The 23,696-nt window shown below is 42.6% G+C and carries 17 protein-coding genes and 3 tRNA genes; 8 read left to right on the forward strand and 12 right to left on the reverse strand.

Features of this window, described 5'->3' with window-relative positions; genetic code table 11:
- Window positions 1-27: 27 nt before the first annotated feature.
- Entirely contained in the window at window positions 28-303 is a 276-nt protein-coding gene (locus GVX98_RS01835) for a PspC domain-containing protein (protein WP_151836304.1), read from the reverse strand.
- Window positions 304-584: 281 nt separating this feature from the next.
- Between GVX98_RS01835 and GVX98_RS01840 the strand changes: the two genes are divergently transcribed.
- Window positions 585-1,229 carry a hypothetical protein gene (locus tag GVX98_RS01840; protein WP_159127101.1) on the forward strand — a complete coding sequence of 215 codons (645 nt, stop codon included), beginning with the start codon at window positions 585-587 and terminating at the stop codon, window positions 1,227-1,229.
- Window positions 1,230-1,372: 143 nt separating this feature from the next.
- On the opposite strand, the gene GVX98_RS01845 is transcribed toward GVX98_RS01840, so the two are convergent.
- The 5 genes from GVX98_RS01845 to GVX98_RS01865 form a co-directional block, all read right to left on the reverse strand.
- Window positions 1,373-1,448, reverse strand: a tRNA-Lys gene (locus GVX98_RS01845).
- Window positions 1,449-1,550: 102 nt separating this feature from the next.
- Window positions 1,551-1,626, reverse strand: a tRNA-Lys gene (locus tag GVX98_RS01850).
- A 19-nt stretch (window positions 1,627-1,645) separates the two neighbouring features.
- Window positions 1,646-1,721, reverse strand: a tRNA-Lys gene (locus GVX98_RS01855).
- A 130-nt stretch (window positions 1,722-1,851) separates the two neighbouring features.
- On the reverse strand, window positions 1,852-3,693 hold the full coding sequence (locus tag GVX98_RS01860) for a long-chain-acyl-CoA synthetase (RefSeq protein WP_004978889.1): 1,842 nt from the start codon (window positions 3,691-3,693) through the stop codon (window positions 1,852-1,854).
- A gap of 170 nt (window positions 3,694-3,863) precedes the next feature.
- Complete coding sequence (locus GVX98_RS01865) at window positions 3,864-7,346, reverse strand: Rne/Rng family ribonuclease (protein WP_159127102.1); 3,483 nt, start codon at window positions 7,344-7,346, stop codon at window positions 3,864-3,866.
- A 757-nt stretch (window positions 7,347-8,103) separates the two neighbouring features.
- On the opposite strand from GVX98_RS01865, the gene GVX98_RS01870 reads away from it, so the two are divergent.
- Both GVX98_RS01870 and GVX98_RS01875 read left to right on the forward strand, forming a co-directional pair.
- Entirely contained in the window at window positions 8,104-9,042 is a 939-nt protein-coding gene (locus tag GVX98_RS01870) for an RluA family pseudouridine synthase (RefSeq protein WP_126038381.1), read from the forward strand.
- A 267-nt stretch (window positions 9,043-9,309) separates the two neighbouring features.
- Window positions 9,310-9,978 carry an HAD-IA family hydrolase gene (locus tag GVX98_RS01875; protein ID WP_159127103.1) on the forward strand — a complete coding sequence of 223 codons (669 nt, stop codon included), beginning with the start codon at window positions 9,310-9,312 and terminating at the stop codon, window positions 9,976-9,978.
- 258 nt (window positions 9,979-10,236) lie between these two features.
- Here the strand turns inward: GVX98_RS01875 and GVX98_RS01880 are convergent, their stop codons facing one another.
- Window positions 10,237-10,914 (reverse strand): DUF1345 domain-containing protein, encoded by a 678-nt coding sequence (locus tag GVX98_RS01880; protein WP_004978896.1) that lies wholly within the window; start codon window positions 10,912-10,914, stop codon window positions 10,237-10,239.
- 302 nt (window positions 10,915-11,216) lie between these two features.
- A complete protein-coding gene (gene hcaR, locus GVX98_RS01885) occupies window positions 11,217-12,116 on the reverse strand; it encodes a DNA-binding transcriptional regulator HcaR (RefSeq protein WP_004978898.1) in 900 nt (299 codons plus the stop codon).
- 318 nt (window positions 12,117-12,434) lie between these two features.
- On the opposite strand from hcaR, the gene GVX98_RS01890 reads away from it, so the two are divergent.
- From GVX98_RS01890 to katG, 3 genes are all read left to right on the forward strand, one after another.
- A complete protein-coding gene (locus tag GVX98_RS01890; protein WP_159127104.1) occupies window positions 12,435-13,373 on the forward strand; it encodes a cation diffusion facilitator family transporter in 939 nt (312 codons plus the stop codon).
- A gap of 70 nt (window positions 13,374-13,443) precedes the next feature.
- Window positions 13,444-14,499, forward strand: a complete 1,056-nt coding sequence (locus GVX98_RS01895) for an MBL fold metallo-hydrolase (RefSeq protein WP_159127105.1) — start codon at window positions 13,444-13,446, stop codon at window positions 14,497-14,499.
- A gap of 434 nt (window positions 14,500-14,933) precedes the next feature.
- Complete coding sequence (gene katG / locus GVX98_RS01900; RefSeq protein WP_159127106.1) at window positions 14,934-17,126, forward strand: catalase/peroxidase HPI; 2,193 nt, start codon at window positions 14,934-14,936, stop codon at window positions 17,124-17,126.
- 120 nt (window positions 17,127-17,246) lie between these two features.
- Here the strand turns inward: katG and GVX98_RS01905 are convergent, their stop codons facing one another.
- The gene (locus GVX98_RS01905; RefSeq protein WP_159127107.1) at window positions 17,247-18,116 is read right to left on the reverse strand and encodes an IS982 family transposase; all 870 of its coding nucleotides are present in this window, start codon (window positions 18,114-18,116) and stop codon (window positions 17,247-17,249) included.
- 135 nt (window positions 18,117-18,251) lie between these two features.
- Here GVX98_RS01905 and GVX98_RS01910 point away from each other — a divergent pair, with 135 nt between their 5' ends.
- Window positions 18,252-19,244 (forward strand): DUF4238 domain-containing protein, encoded by a 993-nt coding sequence (locus GVX98_RS01910; RefSeq protein ID WP_159127108.1) that lies wholly within the window; start codon window positions 18,252-18,254, stop codon window positions 19,242-19,244.
- Between the two features lie 214 nt (window positions 19,245-19,458).
- Here GVX98_RS01910 and GVX98_RS01915 read toward each other — a convergent pair whose 3' ends face one another.
- Window positions 19,459-20,076 carry a TetR/AcrR family transcriptional regulator gene (locus GVX98_RS01915; protein ID WP_159127109.1) on the reverse strand — a complete coding sequence of 206 codons (618 nt, stop codon included), beginning with the start codon at window positions 20,074-20,076 and terminating at the stop codon, window positions 19,459-19,461.
- A gap of 78 nt (window positions 20,077-20,154) precedes the next feature.
- On the opposite strand from GVX98_RS01915, the gene GVX98_RS01920 reads away from it, so the two are divergent.
- Entirely contained in the window at window positions 20,155-21,807 is a 1,653-nt protein-coding gene (locus GVX98_RS01920) for an acyl-CoA dehydrogenase family protein (RefSeq protein WP_159127110.1), read from the forward strand.
- Between the two features lie 6 nt (window positions 21,808-21,813).
- Here GVX98_RS01920 and GVX98_RS01925 read toward each other — a convergent pair whose 3' ends face one another.
- Both GVX98_RS01925 and GVX98_RS01930 read right to left on the reverse strand, forming a co-directional pair.
- A complete protein-coding gene (locus GVX98_RS01925) occupies window positions 21,814-22,950 on the reverse strand; it encodes a DUF389 domain-containing protein (protein ID WP_159127111.1) in 1,137 nt (378 codons plus the stop codon).
- Between the two features lie 282 nt (window positions 22,951-23,232).
- Window positions 23,233-23,685 (reverse strand): Lrp/AsnC family transcriptional regulator, encoded by a 453-nt coding sequence (locus tag GVX98_RS01930; RefSeq protein ID WP_010325833.1) that lies wholly within the window; start codon window positions 23,683-23,685, stop codon window positions 23,233-23,235.
- Window positions 23,686-23,696 lie beyond the last annotated feature (11 nt).

Genomic DNA, 23,696 nt, shown 5'->3' on the forward strand with positions numbered 1-23,696 from the left:
AACTTTTTTGAGACGAAAGATGTGTGCCTATGGGTTGCGATGATCTGGATTAACAGTACGCATCGTATTGCTATAACCAGATTGAGTCTGTGGAGAATGCTCGATTTGGTCTTTTTGTTTCGGCATCACCAACCAAAGAATCAGGTAAACCAAAATTCCAGGGAATGCTGCACTTAACAGTGAAATGGTGATGAAAACAATACGAAGTAAATTTGCGTTCCAACCAAAACGTTCAGCAATACCACCCATCACACCAGCAATCATGTTTGAGCGGTTTGAGCGATATAAACCAACATTGGCCATCTAGGTCTCCTTAAAAATTAAAATCTGAGTGGCTTTATGCACTCATAGTTTAAAAATGGAGATGGAATTACATTTTTAAAGGTGACGAAGTCGATTAAAAAGTAAAGTTATGTAAAGAGATAAAAGCTGGGGTTTTGATGAGGATTAAAATGTGCTCTATTTGACGTTGAGCCAGCTGCTTAAAGTCAGCAAGTCATTTGAATCCGAGAAAAAACCAGAGGTCAGGATGGAATATTCGTGATGGTTATGGAGATTAATCACGTGCAGGAAGTGAGTGTGGAATGAAGTTGAAACGAAAGCATCAGGGTTTGATTGGCGCATTACTGCAAGGAGCGGTGGCGCTAATCGGTGTATCGTTAGCTGGCTGTGATGGTGGGCTGTCGGAGGCGTCACAACAACATGAAAATAGCACGGTAGAGGACGCGGCTGTTACGGCTGAGTCGGGGAAGAAGCTGACTGAGGTGGCAGGACGGGCAACCATGCAAGATGATTCGGAGTATGCACCTCGCACGCTTGATATTAGTGAACAGCAGTTTATTGGGCGTTATCGCACACAAATTCAATGTGATGGTTATTTTTTCCCTTGTGAAACAGGGAAGGCTGATTTTATTCTCAATTTTTTACCTGATGGTACGGTGCATCGTAGCATTGTGCGTTTGGGTAAGGTCTTTTCAGAAAAACAACGCCCTGGCTTTTCAAACTTAAGTTATCGCCGTGATACGTGGACTATGAATAAAGAGCGAACAGAGCTGATCGTGCATCGTAAAGAGGGGATTAATTTTTATTATCGCGTGGTGGATTCGCAAACGCTGCAAATGGATTTGGATAAAAGTAATAATCTAGATGCCACTAACCAAAAATTGTATGCACGAGGTTTTCCGAAATTAGAGCGTGCGTATACATTAAAGCGTGAGCCTAATTCATAGTTAAAATGGCACTGGGCAAAGCAACAGAATAAGACTGAAGAATAAAAATAGTGAAGAAATGAACAGCGAGCGAATTTTATGACTTAAATAGCATGTCGCTAAATAAATGTCATATCAATCCAATTAAAGAGGATTTAAATAAATGGTGGGTCGTCCGCGATTCGAACGCGGGACCAACGGATTAAAAGTCCGCTGCTCTACCAGCTGAGCTAACGACCCTGAGCAAGGTGTGCGAAAGAGTATTCGCTGAAAGTTTAAAAAAGAAATTTTTAAAGCATTCGAACCTGAGCAGGTTTGTAAAATTAGATTTTACAAGAAAGATGGTGGGTCGTCCGCGATTCGAACGCGGGACCAACGGATTAAAAGTCCGCTGCTCTACCAGCTGAGCTAACGACCCATCAAGGGTATCAAAGGAATGGTGGGTCGTCCGCGATTCGAACGCGGGACCAACGGATTAAAAGTCCGCTGCTCTACCAGCTGAGCTAACGACCCATATCATTTGATGGAGCGTATTGTAGCAAGATATGCATCGAGCGCAAGTAAAAAATCGCAAACTTGTTGATGTTTGATTATAAATACAACAAATTTGCGATTAGGTAGCTAAAAAACAAGCAATTCGAGTTTAGAAGCGATATTGATAGGCTTGAATGTTATCAAAGACTTGTTGCGTTAAATCTGCATATGCACTGCTGTTGGGTAACAGGACCAGCAAACGTTCATCCGTTTTTTTCGGGTCAAAGGCTTGTGCTTTGAGCTTGTTCTTTTGGTATTTAAATGTTCCTGTAGTTTCAACTTGCTTTTGTACGCGTAAGAAAACGGGTACAGCATAGGCAGGGAGGCATTTTTTAAAGCTCACGAGCATTTGAGCTAAATCCTGCTCATTCAGTTCAGCGCCATCTGCCAGTGTAATCGCAGCCATTCCCGCACGACCATTGGTGTTCGGAATTTCAACACCATATACTACAGCTTCGGTGATTTTGTCATATTCACTAACCATGTTTTCAACTTCAGTCGTGGACACATTTTCGCCTTTCCAGCGGAAGGTATCGCCTAAGCGGTCGACGAATTGGGCATGACGGAAACCAATGTCGCGGACTAAGTCCCCTGTGTTGAAATAAGCATCGCCGGACTTGAAGACATCTTTAAGAATCACTGATTTATTTTTTTCAGGGTCGGTATAGCCATCAAAAGGGGAGCGGCGGGTAATTTTACCAATCAATAAACCAACTTCGCCTTTTTTGACCTTGATACAGCCACCTTTGGCATCATAAACAGGCGCATTTTTTTCTTTATCAAACTGGATAATGGCATAAGGCGTGGGTGAAAAACCGACAGTGTTGTCAAAGTTAAATACATTGCTAAAGCCGACATTGCCTTCACTCGATGCATAAAGCTCTAAAATTTCTTCAATACCAAACCGCTGTTTGAATTTGTCCCAAATATTCGGACGCATGCCATTGCCGATCATTTTGGTGACACGGTGGCCTTTTTCTAAATCTGAAGGTGATGCATCCATGAGGTAGCGACATAACTCACCCACATAGCCTATGGCAGAGGCATCGAACTTTTGCACATCTTTCCAAAAAGCAGAAGTGGAGTATTTACGGCGTAAAGCCAAGGTGCCAGCACCTGCAATCACGCCACACCAACACACCACAATACCTGTTGCATGGTACAGCGGCAAGGTGACATACATCACATCGTCTTTGTCGAGGTTGAGTACGTGCCCGTAGGTTCCATAAGCCAATGTCCAGCGGCTATGCGTGAAAATAACGGCTTTAGGTAGACCGGTTGTGCCTGAGGTATAAATATAAAACAAGCCATCTTTACCCAGCACACTGTGTGTGGTTGGGGTGTTGAACTTGGCAAAGGCATTAATTTTTTCAGCAAGATTACTGAAACCTTTTGGCGCAAGGCCTGCATCTTTTTGGGTTTCTTGGTCGGCAAACCAATAGAAACGATCCGCAGAGAGATTTAGATCATGACGGATTTCATCAACTGCGGCACGACATTCTTCACCCACGATGACTGCAATGGGTTTGACCAGATTAATACTATGCGCCAGCACTTTACCGACTTGCGAGGTATTGACTAAAGCCGCAGTAACGCCAATTTTGGCAAGTGCAATCACGGTTGCAACCAATTCAGGACGGTTTTCAATCATCACTGTGATGACATCACCCTTTTTTGCTCCAATGGATAAAAAATAATGCCCAATTTGGTTTGCCCATTCGTTGAGGGCTTGGTAACTAAATTTTTGATCTTCAAAAAGCAAGGCCATACCGTGAGGGTTGCGCTTCACTGCTTTTTCAAAAGCAATCCCGAGACCTGCTGGGGTGTTTGGGGTCCGTAAATATGCTTGTTTTAATCCACTGAGTAAGTTGGGAACTTTACTGATGAATTGAGGAAGTTTTGCTGCAACGTCGGTAATACCAATGAGGTCATGTGATGGGTGTTGGCTCATATGAATCCTAATTATTTTATGCAATCCAATGCGTTTGAATAGTGCTCAGTTTCTACACTTGTTCTTTTAATCGTTTCGGTCTAGTGCAATCAACCTAATCTGACGAAAATAACAAAAAAACCTAGCCACTGACATGACTAGGTTTTTAAAATTTACAACTCTAGGGCGAATTACGACTCAGTCGGGCTCGCTTTTTTCGGTGGACGACCACGTGGGCGACGTGGGCGAACTGGCTTGTCCGAGTCTGATTTATCCGACTCGTCCGCAGCTGTTTCCGCTACAGTTTCAGTCACTTCTGCTTTTTCAGCTTGCTTTGACGCTCTAGGCGCTTTGGCTTGAACCGGAGCAACAACAACCTCCACTTCTTCAACCGCAGCTACATCAGCCGAGCTTTTCACTTCACTGCTTTCAACGGTAACGGGTGCTTCGCTTTCTTTCGCAAGAACAGGTTCGCTTTCCTCTGGAGTTACAGTGGGTGCAGCTTCAGAAGCAGGCGTTTCTGCAACAACTACAGTTTCAGGCGCTGACGATTCAGCAACAGGTGTTGTTTCGCGTGCTTGTTTGGCTTGTTCAGCAGCAAGTTTAGCTAAACGACGACGTTCACGCGGGTCATTTGCAACACGTTGTTCAGACACAGGTGCAGGCGGTGTCAGGTCCAATACTGGAACTGGCTCTGCTTCAGGCTGCGCTTTTGTAATTTCAACATCACGGGTGACCGGTTTTTTCTCTGCTTCAACAGCAGGCGTTGTCACAGTTTTGCTTAACGTTGCTGCATACTCTTCAGTAAATTTCTGAAGGGCACGGTTGAAGGTTGGAATTAAACCAAACTGCTCAATCAGCACTGAACAGTCTTCACCATAGACATGGCGAATCAAGCTGCTGATGGTGTACTGACCTAAAGTTGGCACCTGTGAAGGTGTGAGTTTAGGTGTTTCAGTTTGCTGTGTGTGTGCAGCGCGTTGTTGGCGACGGCGTTGGCGTGGGTCATTGCTGGCACGTTTTACGCTTTCACGTGGTTTTTGCTCTGCTTCTTGTTCAGCAGGTTCTGCTACAACTTCAGTTGCTTTCTCCTGTACCACTTTCTCAGCTTTTACTTCAACTTCTGCTTTCGCAACAGCCGCTTGCTGAGGCTTGGTTTCGGTTGCAGTGTGTGCAGGCGGAGTTAATGCCACGATTTCACTTTGCGCTTGATCGACATTGACCACATGGGCTGTTGTGATCATTTCTTGACGCGGTGCTTCAATCAATTCAACTTTAACTTGAGGTTCTTGAACCACGGCTGGCGCTGTTTCAGTGGCTTGCTCATTCAGTACACTTGGGTCGCGGTGGCGATTTGGGCGTTCTGGACGAGGTTGGTTACGACGGTCACGACGTGGCATTGCATTTTGCTGTTCGTTTTGAACATCAGTGTTTTGCTGTTGCTCACCGTGTTGGCGACGTGATGAACGCTTGTTTTCACGCGGTTCTTGACGTTGCTGTTCACTGCGCTCTGGACGGTCTTGACGTTGTTGTTCACCGCGCTCAGTACGTTGTTCATGACGGTCTTGGCGTTGTGGTTCATTGCGTTCAGGACGTTGTTCATAACGATCTTGGCGCTGTTGATCTTGACGAGAGACCTGCACAATTTCTTCATGAACTTGGTTGTCATGTTGCGCATTTTGCTCACGTGACTCTTTGTGCTTATTAGGGCGCTTTTTGTTGTGGCGTGTGCCGCGTTCTTCTTTCTCTACATGCTTATCTTCACGGTGTTCAGATTTGGCATGAACAGGTGCAGCGCTCATGTAGACATTGTTGCTTGGCGCGACAGGTGCCACAGCAGGCGTGCCAACTTGACCAAACTGACCACGGCTCACTGCACCGCCATTTACCATTTGCTCAATGGCAGCAGCAGCATTATTTGCAGAGCGTGATTGATCGACAGTCGCGGCTTGTTTTTGTACAAACAAGTTTTCTAACCATGCACATGGGCTGCTTGAAGGTGTAGTTTGGGCAGGGGCTTGTTGCGCAACTTGTTGTTGTGGCGCGTTGTTACGAGGTTTTTTGTTGCCTTTTTCTTGTTGTACAGGCGCAGGAGCGGCATGTTGATGCACATGATCTGCACCATCTAAATGCCATTCTGATGACTCGTAACCCAACTCTTTTTCGCTTGAACGTGTTGCTTCTGTGCGTTCATAGCTGGTTGGTGCAAAGCCTTCAGGGTTATACGAAATTTCGTAATGTGGGGTTTCTAAGTGTGGGTGCGGAAGTACAGTCACACGAACACCTGAAGTTTGTTCGAGGTAAACCAATGTGTGACGCTTTTCATTCAATAAGAATGCTGCAATTTCAACAGGAACCTGTACTTGAACTTCCCCATGACGTTCACGCAGCGCAATTTCTTCTACTTTACGCATGATTGAAAGCGATAATGAACGCAAGTCACGAACCATACCTGTGCCATGACAGCGCGGGCAGACATAACCTGTTGCTTCTTCAAGTGAAGGACGTAGACGTTGACGGCTCATTTCCATTAAGCCAAAACGAGACAATTGACCGAATTGGATACGGGCACGGTCGCTTTGTGTTGCTTCGCGAAGTTTGGCCTCAACCATACGTTGGTTGCGGTCTTTGGTCATGTCGATAAAGTCGATCACGACCAAACCACCAATGTCACGTAAACGCAGTTGACGTGCAATTTCTTCTGCTGCTTCAAGGTTGGTATTGAGCGCTGTATCTTCAACGTCGCTACCACGGGTTGATTTTGCAGAGTTGATGTCGATTGACACTAATGCTTCGGTTTGGTCAATAACGATTGAACCACCTGAAGGAAGTTTAACTTCACGTTCATAAGCTGTTTGAATTTGGCTTTCGATACCAAAATGCGCAAATAATGGTTCATTTAGCGTATAAGTTTTTAGCTTTTCGATTTGACGAGGCATGACTGCTTTTACGAAGTTATAGGCTTCGTTATAGGCTTGCTCTGAATCAATTAAGATCTCAGCAACATCATCACGTAAATAGTCACGAATCGCACGCGTCACCACGCCTGCTTCTTGATGCACCAACATTGGTGATGGACCAGAACTTGCTGTGTTTTGGATTTGAGCCCAAAGATCAAGTAAGTGCTGTAGGTCGAGTTGTAATTCTTCTTGAGAACGGCCAATACCCGCAGTACGTACAATCACGCTCATGCCACGAGGTATATTTAACGACGCCAACATTTCTTTCAATTCTTCACGTACTGAACCTGAAATTTGACGGCTAATACCACCACCTTTCGGGTTATTTGGCATAAGTACCAAATAGCGACCAGCTAAAGAAATGAAGGTAGAAAGGGCAGCGCCTTTGTTGCCACGTTCTTCTTTTTCAACTTGAACCAAAAGCTCTGTGCCTTCAGTAATCAATTCGCGAATGTTTGAAGTTTGGCGAGGGTCTGCTTGGTAATATGAATTTGCGATTTCACGCATAGACAAGAAGCCTTGACGTCCCGCACCATATTCAACAAAGACGGCTTCTAAAGAAGGCTCAACGCGAGTCACGTGACCTTTATAGATATTGGATTTTTTTTGTTCACGGGTACGATTTTCTAAGTCAAAATCGTAAAGACGCTGCCCAGTGACAAGTGCAACGCGAATCTCTTCTGCATGTGTTGCATTAATCAACATACGTTTCATGGGTGTAACACCTAATAGTGATACACAGCAAACTATCGCTAAACACGTAGCGAACATCAAACATCACGGACCAATTTTGCTCAGATCTCAAATAAACCGATTGTGGTCTGAGTTTTATTACCTGCCTTTTTGATCGGCTTCGGTTTTGATTCACATATTGATGATGGCAATACGGCTTCAATCTTTAAACGATTAAAGTCTCCTGCGCGTTTCACTGGCGGACAAGCGGTGCATTGGATGTAAGTAACTTTCACTGTCACATTTGCTCGAAGAGCAACCCTTCTTTTTGGATAGGGTGTCTTGATACGGAATTATCATCGTACCTTTACAACTGAACAGATCCATATGCATCAACGCTGTGGCCTGAATACGACATCAGGGAGCGACTAATCTGATGTATATCAGTTTACGTTTAAAAACCAACCTTCGTTGGTCACATATTTTTTTGGGGCAAACTGATTTATGTGCAGATGCACAATTAAACCTAACAGTTTGCTGTTTTGCCGATATAATAAGCCTTCGGCGTCGGCATAATTCTTTTGGGACCGTTCCAAGCTGAGTTGAGTTATTTTCTTAACTATTCAATTTAAAATTGAAATGATTAAGCTTTTGACTCACTTATGGTGGTATCCGTGCGCTGACTATATCAAACCTTGTACCATCTGCCTATGGGCTAAGCTAGTCTTTCTTGTGTAAAGCATAGCCTAAATGGTCATTTTTTATTCAAATTCCGTATTTTTTAGGTCGCAGTAACTGTATGAATTCTACCCAACAATGGCAAAACGTGACGTGGTTTGAAGTGGACGAGCATCAAGCAGGGCAACGGATTGATAACTTTTTATTTAGCCGTTTAAAAGGTGTGCCTAAAAGTCGTATTTATCGCCTGATTCGTGAAGGTCAGGTTCGCGTGAATAAAAAGCGTATAAAAGCAGAAACTAAGTTGTCTATTGGTGACCAAGTTCGTGTGGCCCCGATTCGCTATGAACAAAAAGATGAAAATGCGGCGCCTGTTTCTGACAAAGTAGCACAGAGTTTACTCAGCCGTGTGGTGTATGAAGATGAGGGCTTGATGGTTGTCAATAAGCCATCGGGCATTGCTGTACATGGCGGCAGTGGTGTGGCTTATGGTCTGATTGAAGGCTTACGTGCCGCGACAGGTAAAAAATACTTAGAACTGATTCATCGTATTGACCGTGATACCTCAGGTTTGGTGATGATTTCTAAAAAGCGTAGTGTGTTAAAAAGTTTGCAAGACATGTTGCGTGAACACAAAATTAAGAAAACTTACGCTGCTGTAGTCAAAGGTGTGGTGAGTTTAGACAAGCAGTTAATTGATGCACCTTTGCACCGTTATGAACTGGCCAATGGTGAACGTCGTGTGCGTGTATCGAGCGAAGGTAAAGAGTCTAAAACGCAGTGGAATGTGGCTGAGCGTTTTATGCATGCAACCTTAGTTTATGCATCGCCACTTTCAGGGCGGACCCATCAAATTCGTGTACATGGTTTAAGCATCGGTCATCCACTGGTAGGTGACGATAAATATGGTCATGAAACGGAATATAAAGGCCCGAAGCCGCGTCGTTTATGTCTGCATGCAATGCGTTTAGACATTCCTGGTTATGCGCCGATTGAAGCGCCGTTACCTGAAGATATGCAGAGTATTGTGGCGCAGTTAAGAGCACAGAAGAAGGATTGAGTCTTTTCCCTTTCATTTTGAGGGGTGATAAAGCCATGACTTTTGTTGGTTGTGATTAATTTAAAATGATGCTGTATTGGTCATCTTTATTTTTAAAGATGCAAAGTAACAGAAATCTTTTGTTGAGCTGATGGAACATCCCGAACGTGCTTTAAGCAATGCTCTAAAGCGAAGTGCCAGTCAGCTCAACGGCGAATCCTTGTTGCCATCGTGTAGCAAATGCATCGTGTAAATTGTCTTTAGAAAAGTAAATATTGGAACCCCAGCATGAACAAACCTGTAGAACTGATTATCTTTGATTGGGATGGGACTTTATTTGATTCAGTGGGGCAGATTGTGGCGAGTTTACTGTTTGCCGCGCAGCAATTTGCACAACCTTTAACTGCTGATGCTGCAAAAAGTATTATTGGTTTAGGTTTGCCAGAGGTCGCGCAGCGATTATTTCCGCAAGTGCCTGAGCTACATACTGAAATTTTACAATGCTATGCCGAACATTATGTGGCGAACTCGAAAGGTGATGTTTGGTTCGACGGCGTGGCCGATATGTTGAATGGCTTACGTGAAGCAGGTTTACAGTTGGCGGTGGCGACAGGTAAAAGCCGTAAAGGATTAGATCGAGTATTGGCTCAAACAGAGAGCCAAGCACTATTTGTGACAACGCGTGCTGCAAGTGAAACCAAATCTAAACCGCATCCTTTGATGTTGGAAGAAATTTTAACTGAAACGGGTGTGTCTGCTGAACGCGCGATTATGGTCGGTGATACCAGTTATGATCTAGAAATGGCGCGTAATATTGCCATGCCGAGAATCGGGGTGAGTTATGGGGTGCATACACCTGAAACGCTCAGACAATATCAACCTTTGGCCATCGCGGATGATGTGCCGAGCTTGCAGCAGCATTTATTGCAATATGTTGACTTTAAACAAGTGATTTAACTTGAGTCGTCTAAATATATAGCCTGTGGAAGATGGTCAGAGTGAGTCTGACTGTTTTGGGTCGATCATCTTTAAAGCTTTTGTCTTTAGTATGTTTTAAGGCGAATGAACGTTTCATTTAATTTTTGGATTTGTAATTTGAAAAAGCTCTGATTGGGGCTTTTTTTGTGATGTTGTCGTCGAAAGGACTTCAATCATCGTTTTTATATTGGATGGTTGTCATTTGAGCGGATGACAAAAAAATGAAAAACAGGGTACTTAGAGCGTGATAAAACCTGCCGCAACATTGATGCTAATAGCGAGAATAGAGGTATTAAAACCATAAGCTAAAATAATGTGCAGAATATTGAGAATACGCATCGAACGTGAGGTAATGGAAACATCCGCGGTTTGTGCAGAAGTGCCAATCACATAACTAAAATATAAAAAGTCGGGATAGGTCGGTTGAGCCGTTTTGGGAAAGTCTAAGCCTGCATCTTGTTGGTCTGCGAGAGCCAGATAATAGTCATGCGCATAATGAATGGCAAATACGGTATGCATAAAGAACCATGCGCTAATAATGGTGAGTAAGGACAGCGCTAAGTGCCCATATTTGATGGTTGGGTCATTCGGAAGATGAGTCAATTCCAATACAATCGCAATTAAGCACATGAGCAAAGTCAGGATGACTAACAGTAGAATGATCCATTTACTGGCATCTTGCTGCTGTGCATGTTGCAGAATGTGCCGATGGTCAACAGACCACAGGGTGGTCATGGTTTTGATTAAATAACTTGAGACGGCAATATTCCAACTGATCAATAAATTGGTCGACCAAGACCAGTCGGTAAATGTATTCAGCAGCGTATAAAAAACAGCAGTTAGCAAAAAACTAATGAAAAAGAAGGGGCGAAATTTCATTGCTGTTTTTAAACGCTGCAAAGTGGGCATCGGCATAATTTTCTCCTTCTTCATTTTATTTTTTTTTCGTGCAGCTAAAGTTGTATTTTCTACCTCAGCATCAGTTTGTATTTGGACTTCAGTTGTAGGGAACCTGACAAAAGCCTGTTTTTCTTAGCCTATCCTAGCTTAAAAAGAATACAAATGAAAAAGCGAGATGTCATCGACATCGCTGAAAAACAAAAGGGTGAAAATACGCTTGTCTTACAGCGTATAGTTCTATGAGAAAGGCGCGTAGCTATTTATTCAGAAAACAGTGGCGCGCCGAATGGGATGAATAATTAGGACTCACTGCGGATTTATTCGCGGTTAATATCCAAATAAAATACCCGAGTCAGTAATTCTAAAAATTTAGTCACTGCCAGTGAGCTGTTATTTTTACGGTAGTTCACATACAGATCCAAATACGGCAGCTCAACCTCAAGTGGACGAATTACAGTGTTGTTCATGCTAAGTGGCGCAATGTAACCGGGTAAAATTGTACAGCCGAGCCCCAAGCCAATCGCGTTGATATTGAATAGGATGTTGTCAGCTTTTTGCACAATGTTAAATTCAATATTGTGGGCTTTGGCAAATTCTAAAATGGTCTGGTGTAAAGTCTGTGACTGCTCGGCTGCGGGAATAATAAAATCAATGCCATTTAATGCTTCAACAGGGATTCGCTCATATTTGGCCAAAGGATGATCTGTCGGCAACAGGAAAATGAGTGGTTCACGCAGTACAAACTGGCTTTCAATTTCATCACTATGGACATTATTTCGTGTAAAGCTAATGTCCAACTCCCCTTTTTTTAGCAAACGTAGTTGCTCAGTATTGTTCATACTGAACAACTCAATTTTTAACTCTGGGTTTTGTACTCGTAAATTGGGCAGTACATAAGGAAAGATTTTCATTTCCGCCACAGGGACAAAACCAATGCGGAGCATCTGCTGTTTGGCCTGTGACACTTGGCGTGCCATAGTGACCGCTTTGTCTGCCTGAGCCAAGGTGAGACGTGCTTGTTCAAGGAAAACAGCGCCTTCTTCCGTGAGTTCAACTTTTCGCTTGGTTCGATACAATAACTGCACACCGACATCTTCCTCAAGGTCTTTGATTTGCTGACTTAATGAAGGTTGAGCGGTATAAAGTTTCAGTGCTGCTTTACTAAAGTTCAGTTCTTCAGCAACAGTAATGAAATAGCGAAGGTGTCTAAGTTCCATATAAATAACCCACTGACTAATCCAAAAAATGTCTTACCATGACTGCGGTAAAGTATAATCGATAAACAATGATGCCGTGAAGATGATTCAATTATTTAGAAAATAAATGATCTTGGGTTGATTTTTGAGACTTTCGTATATGAAATAACCGGTTTAATAATTGCTAAAAGGTATTAATTAAATACTAAAAATAGTTCATACCAATCACCTGAAAATCAGGAGAGGTGAACTACATAAAAATACAATTGCGTTTTGCTGAAATTGGATATGATAAAAACATAAATATAATTTAATTGAACATATGGGCTAAAAATCGATATGGCAGATTCAAATAAACTGGTGGTCTATGCCGCGCTGTTGGGTAATTTAGCCATTGCGCTGGTAAAGTTTATTGCGGCTTATTTGACCAACAGCTCTGCCATGTTGAGTGAAGCCATTCACTCTGTTGTGGATACCTTAAACGAAATTTTACTGTTATATGGACTGAAGAAGTCAAATAAACCTGCCAATTTTAATCATCCTTTTGGCTACGGACGAGAGCTGTATTTTTGGGCCTTCATTGTATCTCTCATGGTCTTTGCCTTAGGGGCACTGGTGTCTATGTATAATGGGATCATGCACATTTTGCACCCTGAACCGATTTTAAATCCGACCATCAATTATGTTGTGCTTGGCTTTGCATTTGTCAGTGAGGGGACTTCATGGTGTGTTGCCCTGAAAGTGTTTCGTAAGGCGAAAGGTCAGCAAGGTTATTTTGAGGCCTTTCGACGCAGTAAAGACCCCACCACGTTTACCGTTTTGTTTGAAGATTCCGCTGCATTAATTGGTCTATTGATTGCCTTTCTCGGTATTTATTTGGCACATCGTTTAAATATGCTTGCACTGGATGGGGTGGCATCCATCCTGATTGGGCTGGTTTTGGCGGTATCTGCTTTTCTACTGGCTCGAGAAACCAAAGGTTTGCTGCTTGGGGAAACCGCAGACCTGCATGTACGGCAAAATATCTTAAAAATTGCCCAAGACGATGAAGGTGTACTGTCGGCCAACGGCTTACTGACCGAGCAAATGGGCGCCAAACAGGTTTTGGCCTCGTTGAGTGTAGAATTTGAAGATCACCTCACTACCGATGAGATAGAAGCATGCGTCAATCGCATTGAAGCAAAAATTAAACAAAATCATCCAGAGATTGTGGCACTCTTTGTGAAGCCGCAATCAAAAAAAGTGTGGTTAGAGCGAATGCAAGGACGCTTGGAATAGGTTAAGGTAGAGGTCAGTTTTCAAAACTGGTCCTGTTACTGGTGTATTGCAATAAAGATAACGACGTTAAATGAAGCCAAAATCAACTGAACTCCATTATCAAATTCCGACTGAAAATACCATGTCCCATACATGGCGGCAGCCCGAATTTCAGTTTCTACACTCCGACCATTATAACGGGACTCGCTTTGTCAATTCGGTTCGTCGACCTGAGGGCCGTAGCCGAGGTGACTTGCTGAAATGGTTGATTAAGCGTAAATCCTCGACATGGAATGTGGATTTGGCACAAGAGTATGCGCACTTTCATGCCGATAAAAAAAGCCTGCCACAAGATCGGCCTCATGCCGATTTAAATGATTGGCAGGTTTGGTTTGTGGGTCATGCCACGGTATTACTCCAAATTGGGCCCTATAACTTATTGACCGATCCTGTGTGGGCTGAACATGTCAGTCCGAAGCAAGGGCGAGGTCCACGCCGTGTTATGCCTGCTGGCATTGCCTTGGAAGATTTACCGACCATCCATGCGGTGCTTTTGAGCCATAACCACTACGACCATATGGATATTGCCAGTCTGAACTGGTTGTATGAGCGTTTCGCCATGCCAATTTACACAGGGCTAGGCAATGGATGGTATTTACCCAAGCACTTACAAGTATTGGAAATGGATTGGTGGCAGTCGGCGCGTCTGCATGATTTAAAACTGGTCTATACCCCAGCACAGCATGGTTCTGGCCGTGGGCTGCGCGATCAAAACCGTGCGTTATGGGGTGGGTTTAATATTCACTGTGGCGCTGACTATGCTTATTTTGCGGGAGATACAGGTTATTCACCGTACTTTAAAGAGCTGCATCAACGTTTTGGTGCACCGCGAATTGCATTACTGCCCATCGGGGCGTATGAACCGCGTGAGCTGATGCGCTATATGCATATGAATCCGCAAGATGCCTTTCAAGCGCATAAAGACCTGCATGCCAAATGCTCGATGGCCATTCACTATCGCACCTTTCAGCTGACCGATGAAAGTCGTGAACAACCTGAAATTGACTTAAAAGTGGCGATGAAAAATAGCTCAAAGCTGATGAATCCGTTTGTCTGTTTAAGAGAAGGTCGACGTTTAAGCGTGTAATGAACGCTTTAAGTATAAGATCAGGTGATGGCTGGCAAAACAGTCATCACCGAGACCATAAGGACATCACCAAAATATCTTTCAAAAAAAATCTAAAAACCGAAAGTATGCCTCTTTTTTTGTTTAATTTTGGCTCAATCTGAGCCGCGCTCATTGCTAGTAAGGCTTGTCTGAGTTTTGATCGATAAGCTCAATTGAAAATGCCCATCAACCTCGCATCAAAAGCTTTCCTTGCTGCTATTTTTTCGTCGGATCTTATCTTATTGAAAAGCTAAAATTCTTTCTTTCTTAAATATTTACATAGAATAATCCGATTGTTTTTATTCGTAAAACTCGCTTTAGATTGTCATCAAAAGGGGCTATGTTAGAACAGTAATAATTACTTTAAACGGTTCATGATAATCATAATTTGATGATCAAATTTGGAGCTCGACATGACACAGAATATGCAAGCATCAGGTTGTCCATTTCACCAGAAAGATGGCGGACAAACGAGTTTAGCCAGCACCAATAATTCTGATTGGTGGCCCAATGCGCTCAATCTAGACATCCTGTCGCAACACGATAAAAAAACCAACCCGATGGATCCTGATTTTGACTATGCAACCGCATTCAAATCATTGGATTTAGAAGCGGTGAAACAAGATCTTCGTGAACTCATCAACAGCAGCCAAGAATGGTGGCCATCTGACTATGGCAGTTACATTGGGATGTTTGTGCGTACCGCATGGCACTTGGCAGGTTCTTACCGTAAACAAGATGGACGTGGTGGTGCCAACACAGGTAACCAACGTTTTGCACCCCTCAACAGTTGGCCTGATAACGTCAACACCGATAAAGGCCGTCGCCTGCTGTGGCCAATCAAACGTAAATATGGCAACAAAATTTCATGGGGCGATTTAATCGTTCTTGCAGGGACCGTGGCTTATGAAGAAGCTGGTCTGAAAACCTTTGGTTTTGGTGGTGGTCGTCTAGATATTTGGGCGCCTGAAAAAGACATTTACTGGGGTGAAGAGCGTCAATGGCTGGCACCAACAGCAAACCGTTATGCCAATGACCAAGACCGTAAATCGCTTGAAAATCCATTAGCTGCGGTACAAATGGGTTTAATCTACGTCAATCCAGAAGGGGTTGATGGCGTCCAAGATCCACTTCGTACGGCACAAGACATGCGTGTTACTTTTGACCGTATGGGAATGGATGATGAAGAAACTGTCGCACTCACTGCGGGTGGTCACACCGTAGGTAAAGCGCACGGAAATGGTAAAGCTGAAAACTTAGGGGCAGATGTCGAAAGCGCGGATGTAGAATTCCAAGGTCTCGGTTGGCATAACTCAGAAGGTACAGGCAATGGCGCGAACACCATGGTCAGTGGTTTAGAAGGGGCTTGGACCACACACCCGACCAAATGGGATAACGAGTTTTTCTACCTGTTGTTCACTTATGAATGGGAAAAAACCACCAGTCCTGCGGGTGCGAAACAATGGGAACCGATTAACATCAAAGAGGAAGATAAACCTGTTGATGCACATAACCCCAATGTACGCCGCAACCCAATGATGACCGATGCTGATATGGCGCTGAAAATGGACCCTGAATACCGCAAAATTTCAGAGCGTTTTTATGCAGATCCAGCTTACTTGTCTGAAGTGTTTGCGCGTGCTTGGTACAAGCTCACTCACCGTGACATGGGACCAAAATCCCGCTACTTAGGTGCAGATGTACCGAATGATGATCTGATTTGGCAAGATCCAATTCCATCGGTCGATTATGTTTTGTCTGAAGCTGAAATTGAAGACTTAAAAGCGCAGTTGCTAAATAGTGGTTTAACTTCGGTTGAATTGATTAATACCGCTTGGGACAGTGCACGAACTTTCCGTGGTTCCGACTACCGTGGTGGTGCCAATGGCGCGCGTATCCGTCTTGCGCCACAAAAAGACTGGGTGGGCAATGAGCCTGAGCGTTTAGCCAAAGTTTTGGCGAAGCTTGAAGAAATTCAGGCGGGTCTGGCGAAAAAAGTCAGTATTGCAGATTTGATTGTACTAGGCGGTACGGCAGCTGTTGAAAAAGCGGCGCATGCTGCGGGTGTGAATATCAAAGTTCCATTCCTTGCAGGACGAGGCGATGCGACTCAAGAACAAACAGATGTGTATTCTTTTGAAGACTTATTGCCTAAGCATGATGGTTTCCGTAATTGGGTCAAAGAAGATTACAGCGTACAACCTGAAGAAATGTTGTTAGACCGTGCACAATTACTGGGTTTAACTGCACCTGAAATGACGGTTCTCGTCGGTGGTATGCGTGTACTCGGCACAAACTATGCAGGTACACCAGAAGGCGTGTTGACGGCTCGTGTGGGTGTACTCAGCAATGACTTCTTTGTGAACTTAACGGATATGAAATATAACTGGAAACCCGTGGGTAAAAACCGTTATGAAATTGTAGACCGTGCGACAGGGGCAACGAAATGGACGGCGACACGTGTAGATTTAGTGTTTGGTTCAAACTCGATTTTACGTTCATATGCAGAAGTTTATGCGCAAGATGACAACAAAGAGAAGTTTGTAAAAGACTTTGTTGCCGCTTGGGTGAAAGTAATGAATGCAGACCGTTTTGATGTGAAGTAGTTTGATTGAAATAAAAAACCGTCCTTAAGGGCGGTTTTTTTATAGATCATAAGGTGCTGATATTATTTAATTTAGAAGTTTATTTTTGTATAGTGTGTACTATGTTAACCCGAATCCTGCTTAAGCCGATATTTCCATAACCCGAATCATCGGCTTATTCTGATGACATATTTGATAAGCACATAAAGATGCATACATACCAGCTAAATAGCCTGCAACATTTCTAGCTCTAGTTGTCACTAAATTGTACGTCCCTTTCAGCAAGCTGAATAAAGTTTCTATTTTATTGCGTTGTTTTAAGTGATATTCATCTTGTGCACAGAGTTGAACAGTCCGCATGTTCTTCCGATGATACGTAATTAAATCAATACCTTGATCATTTAACCTGCTTTTTAAATCTTGGCTGATATAGCCACGATCCGCATACAATTTGGCAGTCATTCCTTTGACTAACTGTTCAACCATTTTAATATCTGCTGTATGCCCATTTGATAAAGCTGTACTGAGCATTTCACCAGACTGATTCATAAGCACATGCAGCTTACAGCCAAAGAACCACCCCATAGAACTTTTACCACGGGTTGCAATTGCTGCTAGAGATTTATGCCGTTGTATTCGCTGGTTTTTACAGACAGCTAATGTTGTTGAATCGATCCATAAATAAGAACTTTGCTGATCTTTCATCAAAGCGAAATGCAAGGCATGTAAAGCCAGTTGATGGACATTAATCAGATGAATCATGCGTTGATAACAAGGAAGCTGTTTAAATAAATGGTTTTTGTCCAATTTTAATGATGTAAAGAATGCTTTGAAATTATTGAAATGAGAGCACTTATACCAAACAGCAATAAATATAATTTCAGAAATACTGAGCTGAGCAGGCCGACTTCTTAGTCGTTGAAAGTTCTGTTTTAGAAATCTCCAATAGATTGATTCGAATTTTAGAAAAAAATCATCAATGACGCATAATAATTGGGTACTATCGAACATAAGGACTAGGGCTGTGAGTTTGGTGTGGTAACTCAACTGATGGCTCTAGTCTTTCTCTTTTTCAAGTCAATTCCTTATCCAAGATTCAGGTTATGTTAATTTTAATAATTCTTTAAAATGGTACTAAAAAGTAAAATGGAATTAACACCTAAGCAATTAGAGCTAAAAAGAGAAAATCACTATGTATGGGCTAATTACTTAAAAAATTGGTCCTTAAATAACTCAGATGTATGGTATACAACAAAAAAACTTAAAATAGCTCATGACAGCGTCAAAGCAATTGCTAAAGAAAAAGACTTATATAGGTACCAGTACATTACAGAGCAACATTTAAAACTAATCTTATTTATATCAAAGCAATCACCAGAAGAACTACAGAAGCATCATAAACTTTATCTAGCTCCATTCTTACAATTACAAGCAGCAGAATCTATATATATAAAATCAGGAAAAAGAAATGAGAAGGTTCTATCTCATATTGAAGCGTTTAAGAGCAATACAATAGAAAATCTTCATACGGCACATGAGAAAGGTGTTGATGTTGTCCTAAAAAGCTTACAAAGCTGCGATTTAACAGTTTTAGATGACATTCAAAATATGTGTAAATTTATGAGCTATTGGGGACACCAAATTGCTAGAACTAAACCATTCAGAGATAAAATCATAGCCGGTCAAGCAAACCAAGAGTTACAGAAAATTTATAAAGAATCTTGGTGGTTCATTAGTTATATGTTTGGTATGAATTTAGGAAAAAGTTTTTTCGAAACACGAAAAATTGATAAACATTGCTTATTAATCAATGAAACAAATGAGGATTTTATAACGTCAGATCATCCAATTATTAACGTACATGAAGCAATAAACGAAAATGATATGGCTGTTCCATCTGAAGATGAAGCAGACTTTTTTTATGCGATTTCTCCTAAATTGGGATATATGATCAATAGATCCGACCGCTTTAAAAAAGGCATAAATTACGTATCTATAGATTTTGTTAAGGAAATTAATAGAAAATTAGCTTTTAATGCAGATCAATACATTATTGGTACTACTGAAACTCAATTAAGAATTTATAAGACATTGGTGGGAAAAAGATTGAAAATTATAAAAGAAATAAAAAATAGTTAAGTTAATAAGACTAAAATTTATGTCTATTTAACCTAATAGGCTTATACGAAGCTGGTTTTAAGTATTATTTTAAATATCAATTGTTTAAAATTAAAATGTAAAGAAAAAGCAATTAAGGAAAAGCCCATTTTGAAATAAGTAATCTTTTTTGTAAGCAGTTTTGCTATGTTTTGCCAATCACAAAGGATATTTAACTTCAAAAAAGTTATTTTTATTAAAAATTAAGCTTCCCTAAACTTTGAACAATATCTTTTTCAAGCTCATCCCACTCCCCAAACTCAGGCTCGACCAACAAGGCTTGCGACACAAAGCCATAACAGACCCGCTGCACATTTAAACTCATTTGCTGGATTTGCACTTCATTTTCAATATAAGGCTTAAGTATGCTGTGCCACATTTGCACCATCATGGCATAACTTTTACGGTAACTTTCAATGTTTGAAACCTGTCGTTCGAGTAAAAAAGTCTGCGCCCAAAGAAACTGTCGAGTCTGAATTTGATCAAGCTGAAAGTGAATAATCTGCTGTAAATAGTCCTCAAAACTCAATTTTGTGGATAACTCCATTAGACTTTGTGCATAACTTTTTAGCTGCTCCGCATTAGTTTTCACATGCTGGTGAATGGTCAATGCAACCAAATCTTCCTTCTTTGAAAAGTACTCATAAAAGGTACCTAAACCGACTCCCGCCACATCGGTAATTTCCCGAATGGTAATTTCGTGTGCATGGCTCTCATGCAAAAGCCGAACAAAACTTTCTTGCAAAGCTTCTTGGGTGAGCTTGGCTCTGGATTGGCGCGGTCTACGACGGACTTGGATCTCAGGATTCTTCATAGCACAAAGCTGAACATGGCAGACACAATTTTTCTCTATACTGAAATGAAAAGCACAGCATAACAAGAGCAAAGTGATATGAATACCGCATGGATGACCCATCAAATCAGCAATCAGTTTGATGAACTGGAAAATTATAACCTGTTTGAAACCGATACCGTTTTACAAGAAATATTGGCTCATTATGGCAGTCAGGATCAGGCAAGACTCACAGAGATGGGAAAAGCCGTTGGTTCAGCGGAATATTATCAATATGCCGATCTCGCCAATAAGCATACGCCTATATTGCATGCTTTCGATGCACGCGGACGCCGTAAAGACTCTATTGAGTTTCATCCCGCATGGCATAAATGGATGGGGTTAAATCGTCAGTTCGATACCCATGCACATCCGTTTAATCAGCCCAATTCATCTTCAAAATGGGTCGAGTGGGCAGCACGTTTTTATCTGGCAGGGCAGGTGGAGTGTGGAAACTTGTGCCCAAACTCGATGACCTTAGGCAGTATTCCACTGATTCAACGCGAACCTGAACTGTGGGCCAAAATAGGCGATAAGTTACTTTCGACAGAATACGATGAACGTGATGTACCGATTAGCCAGAAAAAATCGATTTGGCTAGGCATGGGCATGACCGAAAAGCAAGGTGGTTCGGATGTGCGTGCCAATGAAACCATTGCTGTGCCAGTCGCAGAGTCAGGGCGCGGTCAAGCCTATTTACTCACAGGGCATAAATGGTTTTTTTCTGCACCGATGTGTGATGCGCATTTGGTGGTGGCGAAGACGGAACAGGATGGTCTGGCCTGTTTCTTTGTACCACGTTGGTTGGAGAATGGAACCAAGAACCCGATCCATATCCAGCGGTTGAAAGACAAAGTGGGCAATCGTAGTAACTCCAGCTCGGAAGTCGAATTTAAAGAGGCGTGGGGCATCATGATTGGGGAAGCTGGACGCGGTATTCCCACCATCATTGAAATGGCGAACTATACCCGTTTGACCTGTTCGGTGGGCAGTACTGCCATGCTTAGACAAGCCTTGGTGCAATGCCTTGCCTATACCCGTCAGCGCAAAGCCTTTGGTAAGCATTTGGCTGAACAACCGCTGATGCGCGCCGTATTGGCAGATTTAGCCTTAGAAACAGAAGCGGCGATGCAACTCAGTTTTCATTTGGCACATTGCTATGAAGCGGAGGATGCGCTGTCCGTAGCATGGAAACGTATTATGACCCCAGCGTCGAAGTTCTGGATATGTAAACGTGCGGTTGAGCTGACAGGGGAAATGATGGAAATCTTTGGTGGTAATGGCTATGTCGACAACGGCATGATGGCACGTATTTTTAAAGAAGCCCCAGTCAATACCATTTGGGAAGGCTCAGGCAATGTCATGTGTTTGGATGTGCTGCGTGCTATCAGCCGTGATGTAGAATCGATTGAAATCCTGTTTCAAGATTTGGCCACCACGGCTATGCAAGATGAACAGTTGAAACAAGAGCTGCAAAATCTATTTCAGTTGTTCCAACAGACACCTGAAGTACTACAATTTATGGGGCGCAGTTTGGTCAGCCGTTTAGTGATTTTGGCACAAGCAGTCCTGCTGAAACGGCATGCACCAGACTATGTGGCTGATGGCTTTATTCAAAGCCGTTATAGTCCATTTCATGGTCGGGTTGTCGGGATGCTTGAGATGAAACAACCCGACGTAGAACGACTGCTGCATAGAGCATTTTCAGCTTAAAGCACGTTATTGTACTGAAAGCTTTTGCGCCTCATCTTGTTCGAGTTTGACGTTGGGGCTGTCTTCAGCCTGAATAATATCAATCGGAATAAAGCGGACTTGAACAATGTTTGGGTTATCGTTCAAGTCTGGCAATAGCTTTTGATTGAGCGCTGCAATTTGCGATGGGCTAGGCGGAATATCTCCACGGATAGAGACACGGACTAAAGTGAAACCCTCTTTTTTATCGTATTGGATGGTATCAATAATATTATTGGCATGGTTGAGTTCTGTGCTAATGGTCGCTTCGGTACTGCTTTCGTACAGCCGTGTATTGAGCAGCGCATAAAAGTTGAGTGAGAGATAAATCCCTAAAAGCGCCAAGAACATTAGGCTAACAGCATTACGTTTGAGAAATTCTTTGACACTACTCTGCACTTCTTCGGTGGAACCCCGTCTAAAGCCTGCAATCCAAAGGACTAAAGATGAGCTAATCTGAATGGCGAAGATGTTGGTCACTGCCAGTAAAAATGCATTGGCTGAGTTTTTCCATTCCATATGTGCAAATAAAATCCCGCTGGCCACCAAGGGTGGAACTAAGGCTGTCGCAACGGCGACGCCCACTACGGCCACAGATAGGCGAGGGGATACTGAGGCAAAAGCACCTGCGGCACCTCCTGCTAAAGCAATCATCAAATCCAAAATGGTTGGCTGCGTGCGCGATAAAATTTCATTGGTCATAGGTAGGTCATAGTTCACCAGCCCTAAAATGATCCCAATGCTATAAATCATTGCAACGCCAAGTAACAAGGTCGACAACGCGGTTTTAAACAGCAGCCATCGGTTATCAATTAAAGCCAAGGCAATACCTGAAATTGGCCCCAGCATCATGGCAACCAACATCGCGCCAATCACTACCGCAGCCGAGTTGGACAGTAGTCCATAGCCTGCTATGACAGCAGCCAAGGCATTCATAATAAAAAAGGTTTTGCTTGGCAGTGCATCCGCTTGGATGTTTAATCGGACTTTTTGGTGGTCAATTTTTTTGGAGTTTTCGCGCAAGGCCTGCTTATAACGAATTTTTTCTTTCAGAAACTCATACTTTTCTTGGTCAGGTGTATCTTTGACCACAATGGTTGCATCTTTGTCTTTTTCGAGTGGCATGATGATGCTCTTATTTTGTATGTGATTAAGATTTAATCTAGCGCTTTTATCAAGGGAAGCAAACAAAAAAATGGTGAGAAATAATATGATTCACGCTTCAATTTAGAATATGTTCTAGCCACTTTCTTTTTATTGAAACGAGGCTTCTCGATTTTGCTGAACATCATTCATTAACAAGGACTTTTTAGCACCGAGCAGGACAGATTTTCTTGAAATCACGAGGCCATTCAGAAAAAGATAGATCAATTACAGGTATTTAGCTGACCCTAGAGCATAGTCTTGTTAGAACAAGACGCTACGATTGGAAATAATATTTTTCATCACCATGGTAGAGATGAGACGTTGTACATTTGGCAGTGCTGACAAGTGCTCATCATAGAGTTTTTGATAACTTTCCAAGTCATAGGTCACGACATGCAACAAGTAGTCGGGGTCACCAAAAAGTCGCTGCGCTTTCACAATTTGAGGAACCTTAAGAATCGCTTCTTCAAGACTTTGCACCGAATCTTTATCGCCATTTTTGAGTGTCACAAAAACAATGGTGGAGAAATTCAAGCCGAGTTGGGAGATATCCAACTGTGCGCGATAGCCTTTAATTATGCCAGCATCTTCTAAGGCTTTGACTCTGCGGTGACAGGGGGAGAGACTAAGCCCGACTTTATGGGCCAACTCCGTAACAGACAAACGACCATCGGCTTGCAGTTCAGCAAGAATCTTCTTATCAATTTTATCCATGTGGAAGAATC

Source organism: Acinetobacter sp. 8I-beige, assembly GCF_902505955.1.
GTDB classification, from domain to species: Bacteria; Pseudomonadota; Gammaproteobacteria; order Pseudomonadales; family Moraxellaceae; genus Acinetobacter; species Acinetobacter johnsonii.

What these genes read in the sequence shown, in the direction of transcription:
- GVX98_RS01880 (WP_004978896.1), bottom strand. Translation starts at nt 10,914, where the DNA reads ATGCCGATGCCCACTTTGCAGCGTTTAAAAACAGCAATGAAATTTCGC.
- GVX98_RS01930 (WP_010325833.1), bottom strand. Translation starts at nt 23,685, where the DNA reads ATGGATAAAATTGATAAGAAGATTCTTGCTGAACTGCAAGCCGATGGT.
- hcaR (WP_004978898.1), bottom strand. Translation starts at nt 12,116, where the DNA reads ATGGAACTTAGACACCTTCGCTATTTCATTACTGTTGCTGAAGAACTG.
- GVX98_RS01890 (WP_159127104.1), top strand. Translation starts at nt 12,435, where the DNA reads ATGGCAGATTCAAATAAACTGGTGGTCTATGCCGCGCTGTTGGGTAAT.
- GVX98_RS01910 (WP_159127108.1), top strand. Translation starts at nt 18,252, where the DNA reads ATGGAATTAACACCTAAGCAATTAGAGCTAAAAAGAGAAAATCACTAT.
- GVX98_RS01925 (WP_159127111.1), bottom strand. Translation starts at nt 22,950, where the DNA reads ATGCCACTCGAAAAAGACAAAGATGCAACCATTGTGGTCAAAGATACA.
- GVX98_RS01870 (WP_126038381.1), top strand. Translation starts at nt 8,104, where the DNA reads ATGAATTCTACCCAACAATGGCAAAACGTGACGTGGTTTGAAGTGGAC.
- GVX98_RS01860 (WP_004978889.1), bottom strand. Translation starts at nt 3,693, where the DNA reads ATGAGCCAACACCCATCACATGACCTCATTGGTATTACCGACGTTGCA.
- GVX98_RS01875 (WP_159127103.1), top strand. Translation starts at nt 9,310, where the DNA reads ATGAACAAACCTGTAGAACTGATTATCTTTGATTGGGATGGGACTTTA.
- GVX98_RS01840 (WP_159127101.1), top strand. Translation starts at nt 585, where the DNA reads ATGAAGTTGAAACGAAAGCATCAGGGTTTGATTGGCGCATTACTGCAA.
- GVX98_RS01905 (WP_159127107.1), bottom strand. Translation starts at nt 18,116, where the DNA reads ATGTTCGATAGTACCCAATTATTATGCGTCATTGATGATTTTTTTCTA.
- GVX98_RS01895 (WP_159127105.1), top strand. Translation starts at nt 13,444, where the DNA reads ATGAAGCCAAAATCAACTGAACTCCATTATCAAATTCCGACTGAAAAT.
- GVX98_RS01835 (WP_151836304.1), bottom strand. Translation starts at nt 303, where the DNA reads ATGGCCAATGTTGGTTTATATCGCTCAAACCGCTCAAACATGATTGCT.
- GVX98_RS01920 (WP_159127110.1), top strand. Translation starts at nt 20,155, where the DNA reads ATGAATACCGCATGGATGACCCATCAAATCAGCAATCAGTTTGATGAA.
- katG (WP_159127106.1), top strand. Translation starts at nt 14,934, where the DNA reads ATGACACAGAATATGCAAGCATCAGGTTGTCCATTTCACCAGAAAGAT.
- GVX98_RS01915 (WP_159127109.1), bottom strand. Translation starts at nt 20,076, where the DNA reads ATGAAGAATCCTGAGATCCAAGTCCGTCGTAGACCGCGCCAATCCAGA.
- GVX98_RS01865 (WP_159127102.1), bottom strand. Translation starts at nt 7,346, where the DNA reads ATGAAACGTATGTTGATTAATGCAACACATGCAGAAGAGATTCGCGTT.